This is a genomic window from Pseudomonas sp. TE21394, from assembly GCF_054057835.1.
In genome coordinates, this window is the sequence record NZ_JBSRZR010000001.1 from 1366597 (window position 1) to 1387113 (window position 20517).

Here is a 20517-nt window from a genome sequence, read left to right on the forward strand (position 1 = left end):
TCAGAACGGAATATCGTCATCGAAGCTGTCGAAGTCAGCCGCCGGTTGCGGTGCTGGCTGCTGCGGCGCCGGGCGCTGCGGAGCCTGTTGCGGGCGCGGGGCCTGCTGGCGTGGGGCCTGGTTGTACTGCTGCTGGCCACCGCCATAGTTGCCGCCAGCTTGATTGTACGGGTCACCGCCCTGCTGCTGGCCCTGCGGACGACCGCCGAGCAGCTGCATGGTGCCGTTGATATCGACGATGATCTCGGTAGTGTAGCGCTTGATACCGTCTTTTTCCCACTCGCGGGTCTGCAGCTTGCCTTCGATGTAGCACTGCGACCCCTTGCGCAGGTACTCGCCGGCGATTTCGGCAACCTTGCCGAACAGCGACACGCGGTGCCACTCGGTACGCTCGACCTTCTGGCCCGACTGCTTGTCGGTCCACTGCTCGCTGGTAGCCAGGCTCAGGTTGGTCACGGCGTTACCGTTGGGCAGGTAGCGGACTTCGGGATCCTGGCCACAGGTGCCGACCAGAATGACTTTGTTAACCCCACGGGCCATAACGTTCTCCTAGGCTTCGCACGCCGAAGAGGCCGGGTTCACCAGGCGCTCGAGGGTCGTACGGTCCAAAATTTTCGTATCCAGTTTGATATAGATGGCGGCTTCTTCTGCCACCACGACGGCGTCAGTCACGCCCGGTACGGCCATCAGACGTTCGGTCAGGCCGGCTTCCCGGACTGCCTCTGGCGTCAGCGGCATGCGCAGGCTGGTCACATAAGGTGGCTCGTTCATGCGCAAGGCGACGACCAACCAGATGGCACACAGTACCGCACAACCGAGGAACACCGTGTTCAGCCCGCCGTGCTGGAACAACCAGCCACCTAGGATTCCTCCCAGCGCGGCACCGAGGAACTGGCTGGTGGAGTAAACCCCCATTGCCGTTCCCTTGCCACCTGCAGGCGACACCTTGCTCACCAGCGAAGGCAGCGATGCCTCCAGCAGGTTGAATGCAGTAAAGAATACCACGGTGCCAACCACCAGTCCGCGCAAACCGTCAGCCCACTCCCAGAAGTATATCTCCGTCAGCAGCAGGACACTCACCGCACCGGCCAGCACGCGCTTCATCTTGCGCTTTTTTTCGCCATAGATGATGAACGGGACCATTGCAAAAAATGAGATGAACAGCGCGGTCAGGTACACCCACCAGTGCTGCTCCTTCGGCAGGCCGCCGCGCTCGACGAAGGCAAGGGGCAGCGCGACGAAGCTGGCCATGAGGATGGCATGCAGGATGAAAATGCTGGCGTCCAGGCGCAGCAGGTCCGGGTGGCGCAGGGTCGGGCCGATCGCCTGGCGAGCCACCCCCGACTCGCGGTGCTGCAGGATGCTGTGGGTGTTGGGCACGACAAAGGCGATCAGCAGGATACCTACCAAGGCAAGTCCTGCCGTAGCCAGGAATAATCCTGACAAGCCAAAGGCACTTGTCAGTAACGGGCCGACGACCATGGCAACGGCAAACGACAGGCCGATGCTCATGCCGATCATGGCCATGGCCTTGGTTCGGTGTTGCTCGCGGGTAAGGTCGGACAGCAGTGCCATGACCGCAGCGGAAATCGCCCCGGCGCCCTGCAGGATACGTCCGGCGATCACCCCCCAGATGGAGTCGGCCTGGGCCGCCAGGACACTACCCAGGGCAAAGATGACCAACCCCAGGTAAATCACCGGCCGGCGGCCGATGCGGTCGGAAATCATGCCGAACGGAATCTGCAATACGGCCTGGGTGAGGCCATAGGCACCAATGGCCAGGCCGATCAATGCAGGTGTGGCACCGGCCAGGTCCATGCCGTAGGTGGCCAGCACCGGCAAGACCATGAACATGCCCAGCATACGAAAGGCAAAGACCAGGGCCAGGCCGCCAGCGGCGCGGGTTTCGCCGCCACTCATGCGTTCGTTGTGGGTGTCGTGCATGGATTAATCTCGTGTGAACCGGCGGCGATTCTATCAGTCCGACAGCTTGACGGCATCTACGCGACGCTTTGCCGCGTACTGGCAGCGCGCCGTATACTTCCTTGTTTATGCCCGCCGAGCGAGGCCGCAGTGGACAAGATCCTGATTCGTGGGGCACGCACCCACAACCTGAAGAACATTGACCTGACCCTGCCCCGGGACAAGCTGATCGTGATCACCGGCCTGTCCGGTTCGGGCAAGTCATCCCTGGCATTCGACACCCTCTACGCCGAAGGCCAGCGTCGCTATGTGGAATCGCTGTCGGCCTATGCCCGGCAGTTCCTGTCGATGATGGAAAAGCCCGACGTCGACACCATCGAAGGCCTGTCGCCGGCCATTTCCATCGAGCAGAAGTCGACCTCGCACAACCCCCGTTCCACGGTCGGCACCATCACCGAAATCTACGACTACCTGCGTCTGTTGTATGCCCGCGTCGGGACCCCACGCTGCCCGGACCACGATATCCCGCTGGAGGCGCAAACGATCAGCCAGATGGTCGACTTGGTGCTGGAGCGCCCGGAAGGCAGCAAGCTGATGCTGCTGGCCCCGGTGGTGCGTGAGCGCAAGGGCGAGCATCTGGCGGTGTTCGACGAACTGCGCGCCCAGGGCTTCGTCCGGGCACGGGTCAACGGCAAGCTCTACGAACTCGATGAGCTTCCCAAGCTGGACAAGCAGAAGAAGCACAGCATCGACGTGGTAGTCGACCGCTTCAAGGTGCGCAGCGACCTGCAGCAACGCCTGGCCGAGTCGTTCGAGACTGCACTCAAGCTGGCCGATGGCATCGCCCTCGTGGCGCCGATGGATGACGAACCTGGCGAAGAAATCATTTTCTCCGCACGCTTCGCCTGCCCGGTCTGCGGCCATGCCATCAGCGAGCTGGAACCGAAGCTGTTCTCCTTCAACAACCCTGCCGGCGCCTGCCCGACCTGTGATGGCCTGGGGGTCAAGCAGTTCTTCGACACCAAGCGCCTGGTCAACGCCGAGCTCACCCTGGCCGAAGGCGCGATCCGCGGCTGGGACCGGCGCAACGTTTACTACTTCCAGATGCTGGGCTCGCTGGCCGCGCATTATGGCTTCAGCCTGGAGGAGCCGTTCGGCGAGCTCTCGGCCGAACACCAGAAGGTAATTCTGCAGGGCAGTGGCAAGCAGAGTGTCGACTTCAAGTACCTCAACGACCGGGGTGATATCGTCAAGCGCTCGCACCCCTTCGAAGGCATCGTGCCAAACCTCGAACGGCGCTATCGCGAAACCGAGTCGGCTACCGTGCGTGAAGAGCTGGCCAAGTTCCTCGGCACCCAGCCCTGCCCGGATTGCCGCGGCACTCGCCTGCGCCGCGAAGCGCGCCATGTTTGGGTGGGCGAAAAGACCCTGCCGGCAGTGACCAACCTGCCGATCGGTGAAGCCAGCAACTACTTCGGCGACCTGACCCTGACCGGTCGCCGTGGCGAAATCGCCGCGAAGATCCTCAAGGAAATCTGCGAACGCCTGCAGTTCCTGGTCAACGTGGGCCTCGACTATCTCACCCTCGACCGCAGCGCCGACACCCTCTCCGGTGGCGAGGCACAGCGTATTCGCCTGGCCAGCCAGATCGGCGCCGGCCTGGTGGGGGTGATGTATATCCTTGATGAGCCGTCCATCGGCCTTCATCAACGTGACAACGACCGCCTGCTGGCCACACTCAACCACCTGCGCGACCTCGGCAACACGGTGATCGTGGTGGAACACGACGAGGACGCCATCCGCCTGGCCGACTACGTCGTGGACATCGGCCCGGGCGCCGGCGTGCATGGCGGCAAGATCGTCGCCGAAGGCACGCCGCAGGATGTCATGGCTCACCCCGACTCGCTGACTGGCAAGTACCTGTCCGGGCGCAAGAAGATCGTCGTGCCGGCCAAGCGCACGCCGCGCAACAAGAAGCTGCAACTCAAGCTCAAGGGCGCACGTGGCAACAACCTGCAGAACGTCGACCTGGAAATCCCGATCGGCTTGCTGACCTGCGTGACCGGGGTATCCGGCTCGGGCAAGTCGACGCTCATCAACAATACCTTGTTCCCACTGGCCGCCACCGCCCTGAATGGCGCGAGCAGCCTGGAGGCTGCGCCGCACAGCAGCATGGATGGCCTGCAACACCTGGACAAGGTAGTAGATATCGACCAGAGCCCGATTGGCCGTACCCCACGTTCGAACCCGGCAACCTACACCGGCATTTTCACGCCGATCCGCGAGTTGTTCGCTGGCGTTCCGGAATCGCGCTCACGCGGTTATGGCCCCGGACGTTTCTCGTTCAACGTCAAGGGCGGCCGTTGCGAAGCCTGCCAGGGCGACGGCCTGATCAAGGTGGAGATGCACTTCCTGCCGGACATCTACGTGCCCTGCGACGTGTGCAAGAGCAAGCGATACAACCGCGAAACGCTGGAAATCAAGTACAAGGGCAAGAACATCCACGAAGTGCTGGAAATGACCATCGAGGATGCACGCGAGTTCTTCGACGCAGTTCCGGCGCTGGCGCGCAAGCTGCAGACCTTGATGGACGTGGGGTTGTCCTACATCAAGCTGGGGCAGTCGGCGACTACGCTGTCGGGTGGCGAGGCACAGCGGGTGAAACTGTCGCGCGAGCTGTCCAAGCGTGACACCGGCAAGACCCTCTACATCCTCGACGAGCCGACCACGGGCCTGCATTTTGCCGATATCCAGCAGTTGCTGGACGTGCTCCATCGCCTGCGCGACCACGGCAATACCGTGGTGGTGATCGAGCACAACCTGGACGTGATCAAGACTGCGGACTGGCTGGTGGACCTGGGACCAGAGGGAGGTTCGAAAGGCGGGCAGATCATTGCCTGCGGTACGCCGGAAGAACTGAGCGAAATGAAGCAGTCCTATACCGGGCATTACCTGAAACCGCTTCTGGAGCGGGATCGGGCTTGAGGGAACCGGGGGCGCGCGGCGCCCCCGGAATATTACATCTGCGACTGCAGGTAGTTCTCGAGGCCAATGGCTTTGATCAACCCCTGCTGCTTTTCCAGCCAGTAGGTGTGATCTTCTTCGGTATCGGCCAACTGCGCGCGCAGGATGTCGCGGCTGACGTAATCCTTGTGCAACTCGCACAGTTCGATGCCTTTGCACAGCGCAGCGCGCACCTTGTACTCGAGCTTGAGATCCGCCTCGATCATTTCCGGTACGGTGCTGCCTACCTCCAGATCGTCCGCGCGCATGTCCGGTGTGCCTTCGAGCATGAGGATACGCCGCATCAGGGCGTCGGCATGTTGCGTCTCTTCTTCCATCTCGTGATTGATGCGCTCGTAGAGCTTGGACAGGCCCCAATCTTCGTACATACGCGAGTGAATGAAGTACTGGTCGCGCGCAGCCAGTTCGCCCTTCAACAGCGTGACGAGATAGTTGATTACGTCCGGGTGGCCTTGCATCGCCCTGTTTCTCCATGTGAAAACGTCTATGCCACATAGTGTGAACCAGCTTTTGCCTGCGGTCACTGAGAAATGCGCAATAACAAGCAAAAAAACGGCTAAACAGTAGTGATATTCATTGAAAAACCGCCCAAATGAGGGCGGTTCTTCTTATCACTTCGACTCAGGCAAGCTCGATGCCCAGAGCCTTGGCCACTCCTTCACCGTAGGCCGGATCGGCCTTGAAGAAGTACTGCAGCTGGCGCTGGATCACGTCCCGGCTTACCCCGGCCATGGCCCCGGCGATGTTGTTGATCAGCAGGGCTTTCTGTTCATCGCCCATGAGACGGAACAGAGCACCGGCGTGGCTGTAGTAATCGCTGTCCTCACGGTGGTCGTAGCGGCCGGCCGCCCCTTCCAGAGCCAGGGCTGGCTCAGCATGCCGTGGCGATTGCTTTGGCGCCTCGCTGTAGCTGTTGGGCTCATAGTTCGGCGCGCTACCGTAGTTGCCGGTCGCCATCGAGCCATCGCGCTGATAGCTGTTGACCGGGCAACGCGGCGCGTTCACTGGCAATTGCTGATGGTTGGTACCCACCCGGTAGCGGTGCGCATCAGCGTAGGCGAATACACGACCTTGCAGCATGCGGTCTGGCGACAGACCAACACCCGGCACCATGTTGCTTGGGCCAAAGGCAGCCTGCTCGACTTCGGCGAAGTAGTTCAGCGGGTTGCGGTTGAGTTCAAGCACACCCACCTCGATCAGCGGATAGTCCTTTTGCGACCAGGTCTTGGTCACATCGAAGGGGTTCTCTTCACGTCTGGCAGCCTCGGCTTCGCTCATCACCTGGATACATACCGTCCAACGCGGGTAATCGCCGCGCTCGATGGCCTCGTAGAGATCGCGCTGGGCGTAATCCGGATCAGTACCGGCCAGGCGTGCGGCATCTGCCGGAGCCAGGTTCTTGATCCCTTGCTGGGTCTTGAAATGCCATTTGACCCAGGTACGTTGCCCCGCGGCATTGATCAGGCTGTAGGTATGGCTGCCAAAGCCATGCATGTGGCGATAACCATCCGGAATGCCGCGGTCAGAGAACAGGATGGTGACCTGGTGCAGTGCCTCGGGGGAGTGCGACCAGAAGTCCCACATCATTTGCGCATTTTTCAGGTTGGTCTGCGGGTGGCGCTTCTGCGTGTGGATGAAGTCGGGGAACTTCAGCGGGTCGCGGATGAAAAACACCGGCGTATTGTTGCCCACGATGTCCCAGTTGCCTTCCTCGGTGTAGAACTTCACGGCAAAGCCACGCGGATCGCGCTCGGTATCTGCAGAGCCACGCTCACCACCTACGGTGGAAAAGCGCAGGAAAGTCTCGGTCTGCTTGCCGACTTGTTCAAACAGCTTGGCACTGGTGTAACCAGTAATATCGCGGGTAACGGTAAAGGTGCCGTAGGCGCCCGAACCCTTGGCGTGTACGCGCCGCTCCGGGATGTTCTCCCGGTTGAAATGAGCAAGTTTCTCGATCAGGTGAAAGTCGTCGAGCAACAGCGGACCACGGGGGCCGGCGGAACGGGAATTCTGGTTGTCGGCTACAGGGGCACCGCTGGCGGTGGTCAGAATCTTGCTCATGGGCTCTCCATATCGGTCTTCAAGCGCCGGGTGACCGGCTTTGGAGAGAGTATCGACGAGCATCGTTACAGGAACAAATTCATTAAATGTCTTACATCAATAGAAATTGACAATACATTTAGAAACAAAAAACCGGGCACTAGGCCCGGTTCCTTGTAGCAGACAGAACGTCTTACTCAGCAGCTTCTACAGCACCGCCGACCGGACGATCAACCAGCTCGACATACGCCATAGGCGCGTTGTCGCCAGCGCGGAAACCGCACTTCAGGATGCGCAGGTAGCCGCCCTGACGGGTGGCATAACGCTTGCCCAGGTCGTTGAACAGCTTGCCAACAGCGGACTTCGAACGGGTACGGTCGAAGGCCAGACGGCGGTTAGCTACGCTGTCTTCCTTGGCCAGGGTGATCAGCGGCTCGGCAACGCGGCGCAGTTCCTTGGCTTTCGGCAGGGTGGTTTTGATCAGCTCGTGCTCGATCAGCGACACTGCCATGTTCTGGAACATAGCCTTGCGGTGAGAGCTGGTACGGCTCAGGTGACGTCCACTTTTACGATGACGCATGATTCATTCCTTACCAAACACTACGTTCGGTGATTACGACGATCAGGCGGTCGCCTTGTCGTCTTTCTTAAGACTTGCAGGCGGCCAGTTGTCGAGGCGCATGCCGAGAGACAGACCACGAGAGGCCAGCACGTCCTTGATTTCAGTCAGGGACTTCTTGCCCAGGTTAGGAGTCTTCAACAGCTCTACTTCGGTACGCTGAATCAGGTCGCCGATGTAGTAGATGTTCTCCGCCTTGAGGCAGTTGGCCGAACGTACAGTCAGTTCCAGGTCGTCAACCGGACGCAGCAGGATCGGATCGATCTCGTCTTCCTGCTCGACTACGACAGGCTCGCTGTCACCTTTGAGGTCGACGAACGCGGCCAGCTGCTGTTGCAGGATGGTCGCGGCGCGGCGGATAGCCTCTTCAGGGTCCAGGGTGCCGTTGGTTTCCAGATCAATGACCAGCTTGTCCAGGTTGGTACGCTGTTCAACACGGGCGTTCTCGACCACATAGGCGATACGACGCACCGGGCTGAACGAAGCGTCCAGCTGCAGACGGCCAATGCTACGGCTTTCGTCTTCGTCGGTTTGACGGGAGTCGGCCGGCTCGTAACCACGACCACGAGCTACGGTGAGCTTCATGTTCAGGGCGCCGTTCGACGCCAGGTTCGCGATTACGTGATCGGGGTTGACGATCTCGACATCGTGATCCAGCTGAATATCGGCAGCGGTAACCACCCCCGAACCCTTTTTCGACAAGGTCAGCGTAACTTCGTCACGACCGTGCAGCTTGATAGCCAGGCCTTTCAGGTTCAACAGGATTTCAATGACGTCTTCCTGTACACCTTCGATCGCGGAGTACTCGTGGAGTACGCCATCGATCTCGGCCTCGACTACTGCACAGCCAGGCATGGAGGACAACAGGATGCGGCGCAGCGCGTTGCCCAGGGTATGGCCGAAACCACGCTCGAGAGGCTCGAGCGTGATCTTGGCGCGGGTCGGACTGACTACCTGCACATCAATGTGGCGGGGAGTCAGGAACTCATTTACCGAAATCTGCATGGATGCACCTATTTTCTAGCCCTTACTTGGAGTAGAGCTCGACAATCAGGTTCTCGTTGATGTCGGCAGACAGGTCGCTGCGAGCAGGAACGTTCTTGAAAACGCCCGACTTTTTAGCAGCATCCACATCAACCCACTCAACGCGGCCACGCTGGGCGCACAGTTCAAGGGCTTGAACAATGCGCAGCTGGTTCGACGACTTCTCGCGAACCGCGACCACGTCACCCGGACGAACTTGGTAGGATGGAATGTTCACAGTCTTACCGTTGACGCTGATCGCTTTGTGCGAAACCAGCTGACGGGATTCGGCGCGAGTCGAACCGAAGCCCATACGGTAGACGACGTTATCCAGACGGCACTCGAGCAGTTGCAGCAGGTTCTCACCGGTTGCGCCTTTTTTCGAGGCTGCAGCCTGGTAGTAACCGCGGAACTGACGCTCCAGAACACCATAGATACGACGAACTTTTTGCTTCTCGCGCAGCTGGGTACCGTAGTCGGACTGACGGCCACGGCGCTGGCCGTGGATACCTGGGGCTGCTTCGATGTTGCACTTCGATTCCAGAGCGCGAACGCCGCTCTTCAGGAACAGGTCAGTGCCTTCACGGCGAGACAGTTTGCATTTTGGACCAATGTAACGTGCCATTTATCTGTCTCCTGATTACACGCGACGCTTCTTCGGCGGACGGCACCCGTTGTGCGGGATTGGCGTCACGTCGGTGATGCTGGCGATCTTGTAGCCGCAGCTGTTCAGTGCACGAACGGCGGACTCACGACCTGGACCTGGACCCTTGACGTTTACGTCGAGGTTCTTCAGACCGTATTCCAGCGCAGCTTGACCAGCACGCTCAGCAGCGATCTGGGCTGCGAACGGGGTGGATTTGCGCGAACCACGGAAACCCGAACCACCGGAGGTCGCCCAGGACAAAGCGTTGCCCTGACGGTCGGTGATGGTCACGATGGTGTTGTTGAAAGAGGCATGGATGTGGGCGATGCCATCAACCACTGTCTTTTTGACTTTCTTACGAGGACGAGCAGCAGGTTTTGCCATGTCTATATTCCTGGGCGATTACTTGCGGATCGGCTTACGCGGGCCCTTACGGGTGCGTGCGTTGGTCTTGGTGCGCTGACCGCGAACCGGCAGACCTTTACGATGGCGCAGGCCGCGGTAGCAACCCAGGTCCATCAAGCGCTTGATCTTCATGTTGATGTCACGACGCAGGTCACCTTCGGTGGTGAACTTCGCGACTTCGCCACGCAGGGTTTCGATTTGCTCGTCGCTCAGATCCTTGATCTTAGCGGCTGGGTTTACACCAGCGTCTGCACAGATCTTCTGTGCAGTAGTGCGACCGACACCATAGATGTAGGTCAGCGAGATAACAGCATGCTTGTTATCTGGAATGTTGACGCCTGCAATACGGGCCATTCAGTGGGACTCCAATTGACAGCTACCTACGCCCCGGAAGCCAAGAAATAGGGCGCGAGATAATATCGCTGTAGAAACGAATAATCAACCCAGCAGCACACTAGCTGCTGGGTTTGAAGCGCAGATCACACTCAGCCTTGGCGCTGTTTGTGACGCGGTTCCGCGCTGCAGATCACTCGTACGACGCCTTCGCGACGGATGATCTTGCAGTTACGGCACAGCTTTTTCACCGATGCACGAACTTTCATTACCGACTCCTCGAACCTTAGGGGCGTATCAGCGCAGCAGACCGCTGCCACCATAGCCTTTCAGGTTGGCTTTCTTCATCAGGGATTCGTACTGGTGCGAAACGAGGTGCGATTGTACTTGGGACATGAAGTCCATCACAACCACCACCACAATCAGCAACGAGGTCCCGCCAAGGTAGAACGGCACATTTGCTGCCACCACCAGGAACTGGGGCAGAAGGCAGACGGCCATCATGTAAAGAGCACCGAACATGGTCAGACGGGTCAGAACGCCATCAATGTAGCGCGCCGACTGCTCACCAGGACGGATACCCGGAATAAAGGCACCGGACTTCTTCAGGTTTTCCGCTACGTCTTTCGGGTTGAACATCAAAGCTGTGTAGAAGAAGCAGAAGAAAATGATCCCTGCACTAAACAGCAGAATGTTCAACGGCTGACCAGGAGCGATCGACTGCGAGATGTCCTGCAGCCAGCCCATACCTTCGGACTGACCGAACCAGGCACCCAGCGAAGCCGGGAACAGCAGAATGCTGCTCGCGAAAATGGCTGGGATAACCCCGGCCATGTTCACCTTCAGCGGCAGGTGGCTGGTCTGCGCAGCGAAGACCTTGCGGCCCTGCTGACGCTTGGCGTAGTGAACGGCGATACGACGCTGACCACGCTCAATGAACACCACGAAGCCGATAATCGCTACTGCCAGCAAACCGATAGCGACCAGGGCGAAAATATTGATATCGCCTGTGCGTGCAGACTCGAAAGACTGCCCGATTGCTCTCGGAAGACCGGCAACGATACCTGCGAAAATCAACATCGAGATACCGTTGCCCACACCGCGCTCGGTGATCTGCTCGCCCAGCCACATCATGAACATCGCGCCTGCCACGAAGGTGGAGACAGCAACGACATGGAAGCCCAGGCCTACAGAAAACGCCACGCCCTGGTTGGCCAGGCCAATGGACATGCCAATGGCTTGAACCAGTGCCAGGATAACGGTGCCGTAGCGGGTGTACTGGCTGATCTTGCGACGGCCAGCTTCACCTTCCTTCTTCAACTGCTCCAGCTGCGGGCTGACCGCCGTCATCAGTTGCATGATGATCGATGCCGAGATGTACGGCATGATCCCCAGCGCAAAGATGCTCATGCGCTCGAGCGCGCCGCCGGAAAACATGTTGAACAAGCTAAGAATGGTCCCCTCATTCTGCCGAAACAGATCCGCCAGACGGTCTGGATTGATGCCAGGAACCGGGATATGCGCACCTATCCGATAGACGATGATCGCCATGAACAGAAAGCGCAGACGAGCCCAGAGTTCCGACATCCCGCCCTTACCGAGCGAAGAGAGAGCACCTTGCTTAGCCATTTATTCCTCGAACTTGCCGCCAGCTGCTTCGATAGCCGCACGCGCACCCTTGGTGGCTGCGATACCCTTGATGGTGACTGCGCGAGTGACTTCGCCAGACAGCATGATTTTCACGCGCTGTACGTTCTGGCCGATCACGTTGGCATCCTTCAGGGATTGCACGGAGATCACGTCGCCTTCCACCTTGGCCAGCTCGGACAGACGCACTTCAGCGCGGTCCATGGCCTTCAGGGATACGAAGCCGAACTTCGGCAGACGACGGTGCAGCGGCTGTTGACCGCCTTCGAAGCCCGGAGCGATGGTGCCACCGGAACGGGAGGTCTGACCTTTGTGACCACGGCCACCAGTCTTGCCCAAACCGCTACCGATACCACGACCCGGACGATGCTTCTCGCGACGGGAACCCGGCGCTGGACTCAGATCATTGAGTTTCATCGATTAACCCTCGACCTTCAGCATGTAGTAAGCCTTGTTGATCATCCCGCGGTTCTCGGGAGTATCCTGGACTTCTACAGTGTGACCGATGCGACGCAGACCCAGGCCTTTAACGCACAGTTTGTGGTTAGGCAGACGGCCGGCAGTGCTCTTGATCAGCGTTACTTTTACGGTTGCCATGATCAGAAGATCTCCTCAACGCTCTTGCCGCGCTTGGCAGCAATGGATTCAGGAGATTGCATGGCTTTCAGACCCTTGAAGGTGGCGTAAACCACGTTCACAGGGTTGGTCGAACCGTAGCACTTGGCCAGAACGTTCTGAACACCAGCAACTTCCAGGACAGCACGCATTGCGCCACCGGCGATGATACCGGTACCTTCCGAAGCAGGCTGCATGTAAACCTTCGAGGCGCCGTGGGCAGCCTTGGTGGCGTACTGCAGGGTGGTGCCCTTCAGGTCTACCTGGATCATGTTGCGGCGAGCAGCTTCCATAGCCTTCTGGATCGCGGCAGGTACTTCGCGCGACTTGCCACGGCCGAAGCCAACACGACCTTTGCCATCACCTACCACGGTCAGCGCGGTGAAGGTGAAGATACGGCCGCCTTTTACGGTTTTGGCAACGCGGTTAACTTGAACCAGCTTCTCGATGTAGCCTTCGTCGCGCTTTTGATCGTTATTTGCCATAACTTAGAACTCCAGCCCGCCTTCACGAGCAGCATCAGCCAGCGCCTTGACGCGGCCGTGGTACTTGAAGCCGGAACGGTCAAAGGCAACTTGAGATACACCGGCGGCTTTCGCACGCTCAGCTACCAGCTTGCCAACCTTAGTGGCCGCGTCGATGTTGCCAGTGGCGCCATCACGCAGTTCTTTGTCCAAGGTCGAGGCGCTTGCCAGAACCTTGCTGCCGTCGGCCGAAATGACCTGGGCGTAGATGTGCTGCGAGGAGCGGAACACGCACAGGCGCACGACTTCGAGTTCGTGCATCTTGAGGCGTGCTTTGCGAGCGCGACGCAGTCGAGTAACTTTTTTGTCGGTCATTTGCTAGGCCCTACTTCTTCTTGGCTTCTTTACGACGGACTACTTCGTCCGCGTAACGCACACCCTTGCCTTTGTAAGGCTCTGGCGGACGGAAGTCGCGGATTTCAGCGGCCACCTGACCCACCAGCTGCTTGTCGATACCCTTGATCAGGATGTCGGTCTGGCTTGGGGTTTCAGCGGTGATACCGGCTGGCAGTTCGTAGTCCACTGGGTGCGAGAAGCCCAGAGCCAGGTTGAGGACGGTGCCCTTGGCCTGTGCCTTGTAACCAACACCGATCAGCTGGAGCTTGCGCTCGAAGCCTTGGCTTACGCCCTGGACCATGTTGTTCACCAGAGCGCGGGTGGTACCGGCCATGGCGCGAGCTTGCTGGTCACCGTTGCGAGCAGCGAAACGCAGCTCACCAGCTTCTTCGGTAACTTCAACAGACGAGTGAACGTTCAGTTCGAGAGTGCCTTTGGCACCCTTCACCGAAAGCTGCTGGCCGGCGAATTTGACTTCGACGCCTGCTGGCAGCTTAACGGGGTTCTTAGCGACGCGAGACATGCCTATCTCCCCTTAGAACACTGTGCACAGAACTTCGCCGCCGACACCGGCAGCGCGCGCAGCGCGATCAGTCATCACACCTTTGTTGGTGGAGACGATAGACACGCCCAGGCCGCCACGTACTTTCGGCAGCTCTGCGACGGACTTGTACTGGCGCAGGCCTGGACGGCTGGAGCGCTTCAGCTCCTCGATGACCGGACGGCCTTCGAAGTACTTCAGTTCGATCGACAGGGAAGGCTTGGCCTCACCAGTTACCTGGTAGCCAGCGATGTAACCTTCGTCCTTCAGAACTTTGGCAACCGCGACCTTCAGGGTGGAGGAAGGCATGCTTACGACGGACTTTTCAGCCATCTGGGCATTACGGATGCGAGTTAGCATGTCCGCTAACGGGTCCTGCATACTCATGGGCTAGATGCTCCTGATACAAGAATTATTAGCCTTGCGGCTATCACAACCACCCGAGCAGGCAGGGCAAAAAACCCAGGCTCAGGTGAGCCGGTCATTCTAGACACAAGGCAGAAACGAAACAAGCCCCATATAGGGGCTTGTTTGTTGGCGAGGTCACCGGCGGTCGGAAGATTACCCCCCTTCCACCGGGATCACACCGGCAGCGATTACCAGGAGGCCTTGACCAGACCCGGTACGTCACCGCGCATTGCAGCTTGACGCAGCATGTTACGGCCCAGGCCGAACTTACGGTATACACCGTGAGGACGACCGGTCAGGCGGCAACGGTTGCGCAGGCGCGAAGCGCTAGCGTCACGTGGCTGCTTCTGCAGAGCGACAACGGCAGCGAAACGCTCTTCAGGAGAAGCGTTCAGGTTGACGATGGTCGCTTTCAGCTCAGCACGCTTCTTAGCGAACTTGGCTACCGTGAGCTGACGCTTCAGCTCGCGGTTTTTCATGCTCTTCTTGGCCATTTTCCTACTCCAATCAGTTGCGGAACGGGAACTTGAAAGCACGCAGCAGAGCGCGGCCTTCGTCATCCGAACGAGCAGTGGTGGTCAGGGTGATGTCCAAACCGCGCAGAGCATCGATCTTGTCGTAATCGATTTCCGGGAAGATGATCTGCTCTTTCACGCCCATGCTGTAGTTGCCACGGCCATCGAAGGACTTGGCATTCAGGCCGCGGAAGTCGCGTACCCGAGGCAGGGAGATCGCCAGCAGGCGGTCCAGGAATTCGTACATCTTGTCGCGACGCAGGGTCACCTTGACGCCGATCGGCCAGCCCTCACGGACTTTGAAGCCCGCGATGGATTTACGAGCGAAAGTCACGACCGGCTTTTGACCGGTGATCTTTTCCAGGTCGGCAACAGCGTGCTCGATGACTTTCTTGTCGCCGATCGCTTCGCCCAGACCCATGTTCAGGGTGATCTTGGTAACGCGCGGAACTTCCATCACGTTCGACAGCTTAAGTTCTTCCTTAAGCTTAGGAGCGATTTCGTTCCGGTAAATCTCTTTCAGTCGTGCCATGGTCTTCTACCTAGCAGTGTTCAAGCATCAACCGCTTTTTGGGTCGACTTGAAGACACGAATTTTTTTACCGTCTTCTACTTTGAAACCAACGCGGTCAGCCTTGTTGGTTTCGCCGTTGAAGATGGCAACGTTGGAAGCGTGCAGAGGCGCTTCTTTCTCGACGATACCGCCCTGTACGCCCGCCATCGGGTTAGGCTTGGTATGACGCTTGACCAGGTTCACACCACCAACAACCAGACGGTTATCAGCCAGAACCTTCAGCACCTTACCGCGCTTACCCTTGTCTTTGCCGGCGATCACGATGATCTCGTCGTCACGACGAATCTTTTGCATGTCGGATCTCCTTACAGCACTTCAGGGGCGAGCGAGACGATCTTCATGAACTTCTCGGTACGAAGCTCACGGGTCACTGGCCCGAAGATGCGAGTGCCGATCGGCTCTTGCTTGTTGTTCAGCAGAACAGCAGCGTTGCCGTCGAAACGAATGATGGAACCGTCGGCGCGACGAACACCGTGACGGGTGCGGACGACAACAGCGGTCATCACCTGGCCTTTCTTGACCTTGCCGCGCGGAATTGCTTCCTTGACGGTTACTTTGATGATGTCACCGATGCCGGCGTAACGGCGGTGCGAACCGCCGAGTACCTTGATGCACATGACGCGACGAGCGCCGCTGTTATCGGCCACATCGAGCATGGATTGAGTCTGAATCATAAAATTTCTCCGACCCTTAGCCCTTAGACTTCAACAGCGCGTTCGAGGACTTCAACCAGTGCCCAGGACTTGGTCTTGGCCAGCGGACGGGTTTCACGGATGGAAACCTTGTCGCCGATCTTGCACTGGTTGGATTCGTCGTGCGCGTGCAGCTTAGTCGAACGCTTAACGTATTTACCGTAGATCGGGTGCTTTACGCGACGCTCGATCAGAACGGTGATGGTCTTGTCCATTTTGTCGCTGACGACACGGCCAGTCAGCGTACGGACGGTTTTTTCAGCTTCAGCCATGATCACTTACCTGCCTGCTGGTTGAGCACAGTTTTCACGCGAGCGATGTCACGCTTAACTTGCGAGAGCAGGTGCGACTGCCCCAACTGGCCAGTTGCTTTCTGCATACGCAGATTGAACTGGTCGCGCAGCAAGCCGAGCAGTTGCTCATTCAGTTGCTGTGCCGATTTTTCACGAAGTTCATTCGCTTTCATCACATCACCGTCCGCTTAACAAAGGAGGTGGCGAGAGGCAGCTTTGCAGCAGCCAGGGCGAAAGCTTCGCGCGCCAGCTCTTCAGAAACACCTTCGATTTCATACAGGACTTTGCCTGGCTGAATCTGGGCAACCCAGTATTCCACGGAGCCCTTACCTTTACCCATACGAACCTCGAGAGGCTTCTTGGAGATCGGCTTGTCCGGGAACACACGGATCCAGATCTTGCCGCCACGCTTAACGTGACGGGTCAGCGCACGACGTGCGGACTCGATCTGGCGAGCGGTGAGGCGACCGCGAGCAACAGCTTTCAGGGCGAACTCGCCGAAGCTGACTTTGCTACCGCGCAGTGCCAGACCACGGTTGTGGCCAGTCATCTGCTTGCGGAATTTTGTACGCTTTGGTTGCAACATTTGGCGTACCCCTTACTTAGCAGCTTTTTTACGAGGCGCTGGTGCTTGTGGTTTCAGTTCTTCTTGGCGACCACCAATCACTTCGCCTTTGAAGATCCAAACCTTCACACCGATCACACCGTAAGTGGTGTGAGCTTCGTAGGTGTTGTAGTCGATATCGGCACGCAGGGTGTGCAGAGGCACACGACCTTCGCGATACCACTCGGTACGAGCAATCTCAGCACCGCCGAGACGACCGCTCACCTGGATCTTGATGCCCTTGGCACCAATACGCATGGCGTTCTGTACGGCGCGCTTCATGGCGCGACGGAACATTACGCGGCGTTCCAGCTGCTGAGCTACGCTCTGCGCAACCAGCATGGCGTCGAGTTCCGGCTTGCGGATCTCTTCGATGTTGATGTGCACAGGCACACCCATCTGCTTGGTCAGGTCCTGACGCAGCTTCTCGACATCTTCACCTTTCTTGCCGATAACGATACCGGGACGAGCGGTGTGGATGGTGATGCGTGCAGTTTGAGCCGGACGATGAATATCGATACGGCTTACGGACGCGCTTTTTAGTTTGTCCTGGAGGTACTCACGCGTTTTCAGATCCTTCAACAGGTAATCTGCGTAAGTAGCACCGTCTGCGTACCAGACGGAGGTGTGCTCCTTGACGATTCCCAGGCGAATGCCAGTGGGATGTACTTTCTGACCCATCTGATCGACTCCGTTACTTGTCCGCAACCTTGACAGTGATATGGCAAGACCGCTTGACGATGCGATCAGCACGGCCCTTGGCACGTGGCATGATGCGCTTCAGCGAACGCCCTTCGTTGACGAAGACGGTGGAGACCTTCAGGTCATCAACGTCTGCGCCTTCGTTGTGTTCGGCGTTGGCTACGGCCGACTCGAGGACTTTCTTCATGATTTCAGCGGCTTTTTTGCTGCTGAAGGCCAACAGGTTGAGCGCTTCGCCCACCTTCTTCCCGCGGATCTGGTCGGCGACCAAGCGGGCTTTCTGGGCGGAGATGCGAGCGCCCGACAACTTAGCGGCTACTTCCATTTCCTTACCCCTTAACGCTTGGCTTTCTTGTCAGCCACGTGCCCGCGGTAGGTGCGGGTACCGGCGAACTCGCCCAGTTTGTGGCCGACCATGTCTTCGTTCACCAGAACTGGGACATGTTGACGACCGTTGTGTACCGCGATGGTCAGACCGACCATTTGTGGCAGGATCATCGAACGGCGCGACCAGGTTTTAACTGGCTTGCGATCGTTCTTCTCCACCGCCACTTCGACCTTCTTCAGCAGGTGAAGATCGATAAAAGGACCTTTTTTCAGAGAACGTGGCACTGTCGTATCCCTCTAGTTACTTGCGACGACGGACGATCATGTTGTCGGTACGCTTATTACCACGGGTCTTCGCACCCTTGGTTGGGAAGCCCCATGGCGATACCGGATGACGACCACCGGAGGTACGACCTTCACCACCACCATGCGGGTGGTCAACCGGGTTCATGGCAACACCACGAACGGTTGGGCGAACGCCGCGCCAGCGTTTGGCACCAGCTTTACCCAGCGAGCGCAGGCTGTGCTCGGAGTTCGAGACTTCGCCCAGGGTCGCACGGCATTCAGCCAGGACTTTACGCATTTCACCAGAGCGCAGACGCAGGGTCACGTAGACACCTTCGCGAGCGATCAGCTGAGCCGAAGCACCAGCGGAACGAGCGATCTGAGCACCCTTACCCGGCTTCAGTTCGATGCCGTGAATGGTGCTACCTACTGGAATGTTGCGCAGCTGCAGGGAGTTACCGGCCTTGATTGGGGCCAGGGCACCTGCGATCAGCTGATCGCCAGCACTCACGCCTTTAGGGGCGATGATGTAGCGACGCTCACCGTCTGCGTAGCACAGCAGGGCGATGTGAGCAGTACGGTTCGGGTCGTATTCGATACGCTCGACAGTGGCTGGAATGCCATCTTTGTCGTTGCGACGGAAGTCGACCAGACGGTAATGCTGCTTGTGACCACCACCAACGTGACGAGTGGTAATGCGGCCATTGTTGTTACGACCACCAGACTTCGATTTCTTCTCGATCAGCGGTGCGTGAGGAGCGCCTTTGTGCAGCTCCTGGTTGACCACCTTGACCACGAAACGGCGGCCAGGGGAAGTCGGTTTGCATTTAACGATTGCCATGATGCACCCCTTCCTTACTCAGCACTGCTGCTGAAATCGAGATCTTGGCCTGGCTGAAGGGAGACGATCGCCTTCTTCCAGTCATTACGCTTGCCCAGACCACGTGCGGTACGCTTGGTTTTACCCAGAACGTTAACAGTCGACACGTTTTCAACTTTTACGTTGAACAGGCCTTCGACAGCTTTCTTGATTTCCAGCTTGGTTGCATCGGTAGCAACCTTGAATACGAACTGGCCTTTTTTCTCAGCCAGAACGGTAGCCTTCTCGGAAACGTGCGGGCCAAGGAGGACTTTGAATACGCGTTCCTGGTTCATCCCAGCAGCTCCTCGAATTTCTTCACGGCCGAGACAGTGATCAACACTTTCTCGTATGCGATCAGACTGACCGGGTCGGAACCTTGTACGTCACGTACGTCGACGTGCGGCAGGTTGCGAGCAGCCAGGTACAGGTTCTGATCAACAGCGTCGGAAACGATCAGTACGTCGTTCAGACCCATGCCGTTCAGCTTGTTCAGCAGATCTTTGGTTTTCGGTGCTTCGACAGCGAAGTCCTGAACCACGACCAGACGGTCGCTACGCACCAGCTCAGCGAGGATGGAGCGCAGGGCTGCGCGGTACATCTTCTTGTTGAGCTTCTGCGAGTGATCTTGAGGGCGAGCTGCGAAGGTGACACCACCGCCACGCCAGATCGGACCACGAGTGGTACCAGCACGAGCACGGCCAGTACCCTTCTGACGCCATGGGCGCTTACCGCCACCAGCCACGTCGGAACGGGTCTTCTGCTGCTTGGTGCCCTGACGGCCGCCGGCCATGTAGGCCACGACTGCTTGGTGTACCAGCGTCTCGTTGAATTCGCCACCGAAAGTCAGTTCGGAAACTTCGATCGCCTGAGCGTCATTTACATTGAGTTGCATGTCAGTTTCCCCTTAACCGCGAGCCTTGACAGCCGGACGTACAACCACGTCGCCGCCAGTAGCGCCTGGAACGGCACCCTTGACCAGCAGCAGGTTGCGTTCAGCGTCTACGCGAACAACTTCCAGGGACTGAACAGTCACGCGCTCGGCGCCCATGTGACCGGACATTTTCTTGCCCTTGAACACACGACCAGGAGTCTGGCACTGGCCGATGGAACCTGGGACACGGTGCGACACGGAGTTACCGTGGGTGTTGTCCTGGCCACGGAAGTTCCAGCGCTTGATGGTACCGGCGAAGCCTTTACCTTTGGACTGACCAGTAACGTCTACCAGCTGGCCTGCAGTGAAGAGTTCAGCTTTGATCAGATCGCCAGCCTGGAAATCGCCTTCTTCAAGACGGAACTCCCAGACACCGCGACCAGCGGCAACGTTGGCCTTGGCGAAGTGGCCTGCCTGAGCGGCAGTCACACGCGAAGCACGACGCTCGCCGACAGTGACTTGCACTGCACGGTAGCCATCGGTTTCTTCAGTTTTGAACTGGGTGACGCGATTCGGCTCGATCTCGATGACCGTGACCGGAATGGAGACACCTTCTTCGGTGAAAATGCGGGTCATACCGCACTTGCGACCGATTACACCAATAGTCATGTTGTAAACCTCATGAGTGTACGGGGCTTTCACCCGCTAT

At 58.3% G+C, this 20517-nt stretch carries 32 protein-coding genes; 1 reads left to right on the forward strand and 31 read right to left on the reverse strand.

Features of this window, described 5'->3' with window-relative positions:
* Nucleotides 1-540: a single-stranded DNA-binding protein gene (locus ACVWZT_RS06365; RefSeq protein WP_170027998.1), complete on the reverse strand. Its 540-nt coding sequence runs from the start codon at nucleotides 538-540 to the stop codon at nucleotides 1-3.
* Nucleotides 541-549: 9 nt separating this feature from the next.
* Nucleotides 550-1944, reverse strand: a complete 1395-nt coding sequence (locus tag ACVWZT_RS06370) for an MFS transporter (RefSeq protein ID WP_457468655.1) — start codon at nucleotides 1942-1944, stop codon at nucleotides 550-552.
* Between the two features lie 129 nt (nucleotides 1945-2073).
* On the opposite strand from ACVWZT_RS06370, the gene uvrA reads away from it, so the two are divergent.
* A complete protein-coding gene (gene uvrA, locus ACVWZT_RS06375; RefSeq protein WP_296235458.1) occupies nucleotides 2074-4908 on the forward strand; it encodes an excinuclease ABC subunit UvrA in 2835 nt (944 codons plus the stop codon).
* A gap of 32 nt (nucleotides 4909-4940) precedes the next feature.
* Here the strand turns inward: uvrA and bfr are convergent, their stop codons facing one another.
* The 29 genes from bfr to rplC all read right to left on the reverse strand — a co-directional run bounded on the left by bfr (nucleotide 4941) and on the right by rplC (nucleotide 20477).
* The gene (bfr, locus tag ACVWZT_RS06380; protein ID WP_084857331.1) at nucleotides 4941-5405 is read right to left on the reverse strand and encodes a bacterioferritin; all 465 of its coding nucleotides are present in this window, start codon (nucleotides 5403-5405) and stop codon (nucleotides 4941-4943) included.
* 163 nt (nucleotides 5406-5568) lie between these two features.
* Nucleotides 5569-7008 carry a catalase gene (locus tag ACVWZT_RS06385; RefSeq protein WP_457468657.1) on the reverse strand — a complete coding sequence of 480 codons (1440 nt, stop codon included), beginning with the start codon at nucleotides 7006-7008 and terminating at the stop codon, nucleotides 5569-5571.
* Nucleotides 7009-7180: 172 nt separating this feature from the next.
* Nucleotides 7181-7567: a 50S ribosomal protein L17 gene (rplQ, locus tag ACVWZT_RS06390; RefSeq protein ID WP_003255451.1), complete on the reverse strand. Its 387-nt coding sequence runs from the start codon at nucleotides 7565-7567 to the stop codon at nucleotides 7181-7183.
* Between the two features lie 42 nt (nucleotides 7568-7609).
* Nucleotides 7610-8611, reverse strand: a complete 1002-nt coding sequence (locus tag ACVWZT_RS06395; RefSeq protein WP_003255452.1) for a DNA-directed RNA polymerase subunit alpha — start codon at nucleotides 8609-8611, stop codon at nucleotides 7610-7612.
* Nucleotides 8612-8633: 22 nt separating this feature from the next.
* On the reverse strand, nucleotides 8634-9254 hold the full coding sequence (gene rpsD / locus ACVWZT_RS06400) for a 30S ribosomal protein S4 (RefSeq protein WP_087503320.1): 621 nt from the start codon (nucleotides 9252-9254) through the stop codon (nucleotides 8634-8636).
* Nucleotides 9255-9269: 15 nt separating this feature from the next.
* On the reverse strand, nucleotides 9270-9659 hold the full coding sequence (rpsK, locus tag ACVWZT_RS06405; RefSeq protein WP_003255454.1) for a 30S ribosomal protein S11: 390 nt from the start codon (nucleotides 9657-9659) through the stop codon (nucleotides 9270-9272).
* 18 nt (nucleotides 9660-9677) lie between these two features.
* The gene (gene rpsM, locus ACVWZT_RS06410) at nucleotides 9678-10034 is read right to left on the reverse strand and encodes a 30S ribosomal protein S13 (RefSeq protein ID WP_003257112.1); all 357 of its coding nucleotides are present in this window, start codon (nucleotides 10032-10034) and stop codon (nucleotides 9678-9680) included.
* Nucleotides 10035-10165: 131 nt separating this feature from the next.
* The gene (rpmJ, locus tag ACVWZT_RS06415) at nucleotides 10166-10282 is read right to left on the reverse strand and encodes a 50S ribosomal protein L36 (RefSeq protein ID WP_002555468.1); all 117 of its coding nucleotides are present in this window, start codon (nucleotides 10280-10282) and stop codon (nucleotides 10166-10168) included.
* Between the two features lie 28 nt (nucleotides 10283-10310).
* Nucleotides 10311-11642, reverse strand: a complete 1332-nt coding sequence (gene secY, locus ACVWZT_RS06420) for a preprotein translocase subunit SecY (protein WP_003257108.1) — start codon at nucleotides 11640-11642, stop codon at nucleotides 10311-10313.
* A complete protein-coding gene (gene rplO / locus ACVWZT_RS06425) occupies nucleotides 11643-12077 on the reverse strand; it encodes a 50S ribosomal protein L15 (protein ID WP_170027994.1) in 435 nt (144 codons plus the stop codon).
* A gap of 3 nt (nucleotides 12078-12080) precedes the next feature.
* Nucleotides 12081-12257 carry a 50S ribosomal protein L30 gene (gene rpmD / locus ACVWZT_RS06430; RefSeq protein WP_028690238.1) on the reverse strand — a complete coding sequence of 59 codons (177 nt, stop codon included), beginning with the start codon at nucleotides 12255-12257 and terminating at the stop codon, nucleotides 12081-12083.
* 2 nt (nucleotides 12258-12259) lie between these two features.
* Nucleotides 12260-12760 carry a 30S ribosomal protein S5 gene (rpsE, locus tag ACVWZT_RS06435; RefSeq protein ID WP_003255465.1) on the reverse strand — a complete coding sequence of 167 codons (501 nt, stop codon included), beginning with the start codon at nucleotides 12758-12760 and terminating at the stop codon, nucleotides 12260-12262.
* Nucleotides 12761-12763: 3 nt separating this feature from the next.
* Entirely contained in the window at nucleotides 12764-13114 is a 351-nt protein-coding gene (gene rplR / locus ACVWZT_RS06440) for a 50S ribosomal protein L18 (RefSeq protein WP_009397496.1), read from the reverse strand.
* Between the two features lie 10 nt (nucleotides 13115-13124).
* Entirely contained in the window at nucleotides 13125-13658 is a 534-nt protein-coding gene (rplF, locus tag ACVWZT_RS06445) for a 50S ribosomal protein L6 (RefSeq protein ID WP_170027993.1), read from the reverse strand.
* 12 nt (nucleotides 13659-13670) lie between these two features.
* On the reverse strand, nucleotides 13671-14063 hold the full coding sequence (rpsH, locus tag ACVWZT_RS06450; protein ID WP_009681971.1) for a 30S ribosomal protein S8: 393 nt from the start codon (nucleotides 14061-14063) through the stop codon (nucleotides 13671-13673).
* Nucleotides 14064-14272: 209 nt separating this feature from the next.
* Complete coding sequence (gene rpsN, locus ACVWZT_RS06455) at nucleotides 14273-14578, reverse strand: 30S ribosomal protein S14 (protein WP_003255472.1); 306 nt, start codon at nucleotides 14576-14578, stop codon at nucleotides 14273-14275.
* A gap of 13 nt (nucleotides 14579-14591) precedes the next feature.
* Nucleotides 14592-15131 carry a 50S ribosomal protein L5 gene (gene rplE / locus ACVWZT_RS06460; protein ID WP_003257095.1) on the reverse strand — a complete coding sequence of 180 codons (540 nt, stop codon included), beginning with the start codon at nucleotides 15129-15131 and terminating at the stop codon, nucleotides 14592-14594.
* A 20-nt stretch (nucleotides 15132-15151) separates the two neighbouring features.
* Entirely contained in the window at nucleotides 15152-15466 is a 315-nt protein-coding gene (gene rplX / locus ACVWZT_RS06465) for a 50S ribosomal protein L24 (protein ID WP_013970637.1), read from the reverse strand.
* An 11-nt stretch (nucleotides 15467-15477) separates the two neighbouring features.
* The gene (rplN, locus tag ACVWZT_RS06470; protein WP_002555479.1) at nucleotides 15478-15846 is read right to left on the reverse strand and encodes a 50S ribosomal protein L14; all 369 of its coding nucleotides are present in this window, start codon (nucleotides 15844-15846) and stop codon (nucleotides 15478-15480) included.
* 23 nt (nucleotides 15847-15869) lie between these two features.
* Complete coding sequence (rpsQ, locus tag ACVWZT_RS06475) at nucleotides 15870-16136, reverse strand: 30S ribosomal protein S17 (RefSeq protein ID WP_008089812.1); 267 nt, start codon at nucleotides 16134-16136, stop codon at nucleotides 15870-15872.
* A gap of 2 nt (nucleotides 16137-16138) precedes the next feature.
* Complete coding sequence (gene rpmC, locus ACVWZT_RS06480; protein ID WP_002555481.1) at nucleotides 16139-16330, reverse strand: 50S ribosomal protein L29; 192 nt, start codon at nucleotides 16328-16330, stop codon at nucleotides 16139-16141.
* Complete coding sequence (gene rplP / locus ACVWZT_RS06485; RefSeq protein WP_003255479.1) at nucleotides 16330-16743, reverse strand: 50S ribosomal protein L16; 414 nt, start codon at nucleotides 16741-16743, stop codon at nucleotides 16330-16332. The genes rpmC and rplP overlap by 1 nt, the downstream gene beginning before the upstream one ends.
* 12 nt (nucleotides 16744-16755) lie before the next feature.
* Nucleotides 16756-17442 (reverse strand): 30S ribosomal protein S3, encoded by a 687-nt coding sequence (gene rpsC, locus ACVWZT_RS06490; RefSeq protein ID WP_003255481.1) that lies wholly within the window; start codon nucleotides 17440-17442, stop codon nucleotides 16756-16758.
* Between the two features lie 13 nt (nucleotides 17443-17455).
* The gene (gene rplV, locus ACVWZT_RS06495; protein WP_003103908.1) at nucleotides 17456-17788 is read right to left on the reverse strand and encodes a 50S ribosomal protein L22; all 333 of its coding nucleotides are present in this window, start codon (nucleotides 17786-17788) and stop codon (nucleotides 17456-17458) included.
* Between the two features lie 11 nt (nucleotides 17789-17799).
* Complete coding sequence (gene rpsS, locus ACVWZT_RS06500; protein ID WP_003255482.1) at nucleotides 17800-18075, reverse strand: 30S ribosomal protein S19; 276 nt, start codon at nucleotides 18073-18075, stop codon at nucleotides 17800-17802.
* 16 nt (nucleotides 18076-18091) lie between these two features.
* Nucleotides 18092-18916: a 50S ribosomal protein L2 gene (gene rplB, locus ACVWZT_RS06505; protein ID WP_015268750.1), complete on the reverse strand. Its 825-nt coding sequence runs from the start codon at nucleotides 18914-18916 to the stop codon at nucleotides 18092-18094.
* Nucleotides 18917-18930: 14 nt separating this feature from the next.
* Complete coding sequence (gene rplW / locus ACVWZT_RS06510; RefSeq protein ID WP_003255484.1) at nucleotides 18931-19230, reverse strand: 50S ribosomal protein L23; 300 nt, start codon at nucleotides 19228-19230, stop codon at nucleotides 18931-18933.
* Nucleotides 19227-19829 (reverse strand): 50S ribosomal protein L4, encoded by a 603-nt coding sequence (rplD, locus tag ACVWZT_RS06515; protein ID WP_008089819.1) that lies wholly within the window; start codon nucleotides 19827-19829, stop codon nucleotides 19227-19229. The genes rplW and rplD overlap by 4 nt, the downstream gene beginning before the upstream one ends.
* Before the next feature lie 12 nt (nucleotides 19830-19841).
* On the reverse strand, nucleotides 19842-20477 hold the full coding sequence (rplC, locus tag ACVWZT_RS06520; RefSeq protein ID WP_003257089.1) for a 50S ribosomal protein L3: 636 nt from the start codon (nucleotides 20475-20477) through the stop codon (nucleotides 19842-19844).
* Nucleotides 20478-20517: the final 40 nt, after the last annotated feature.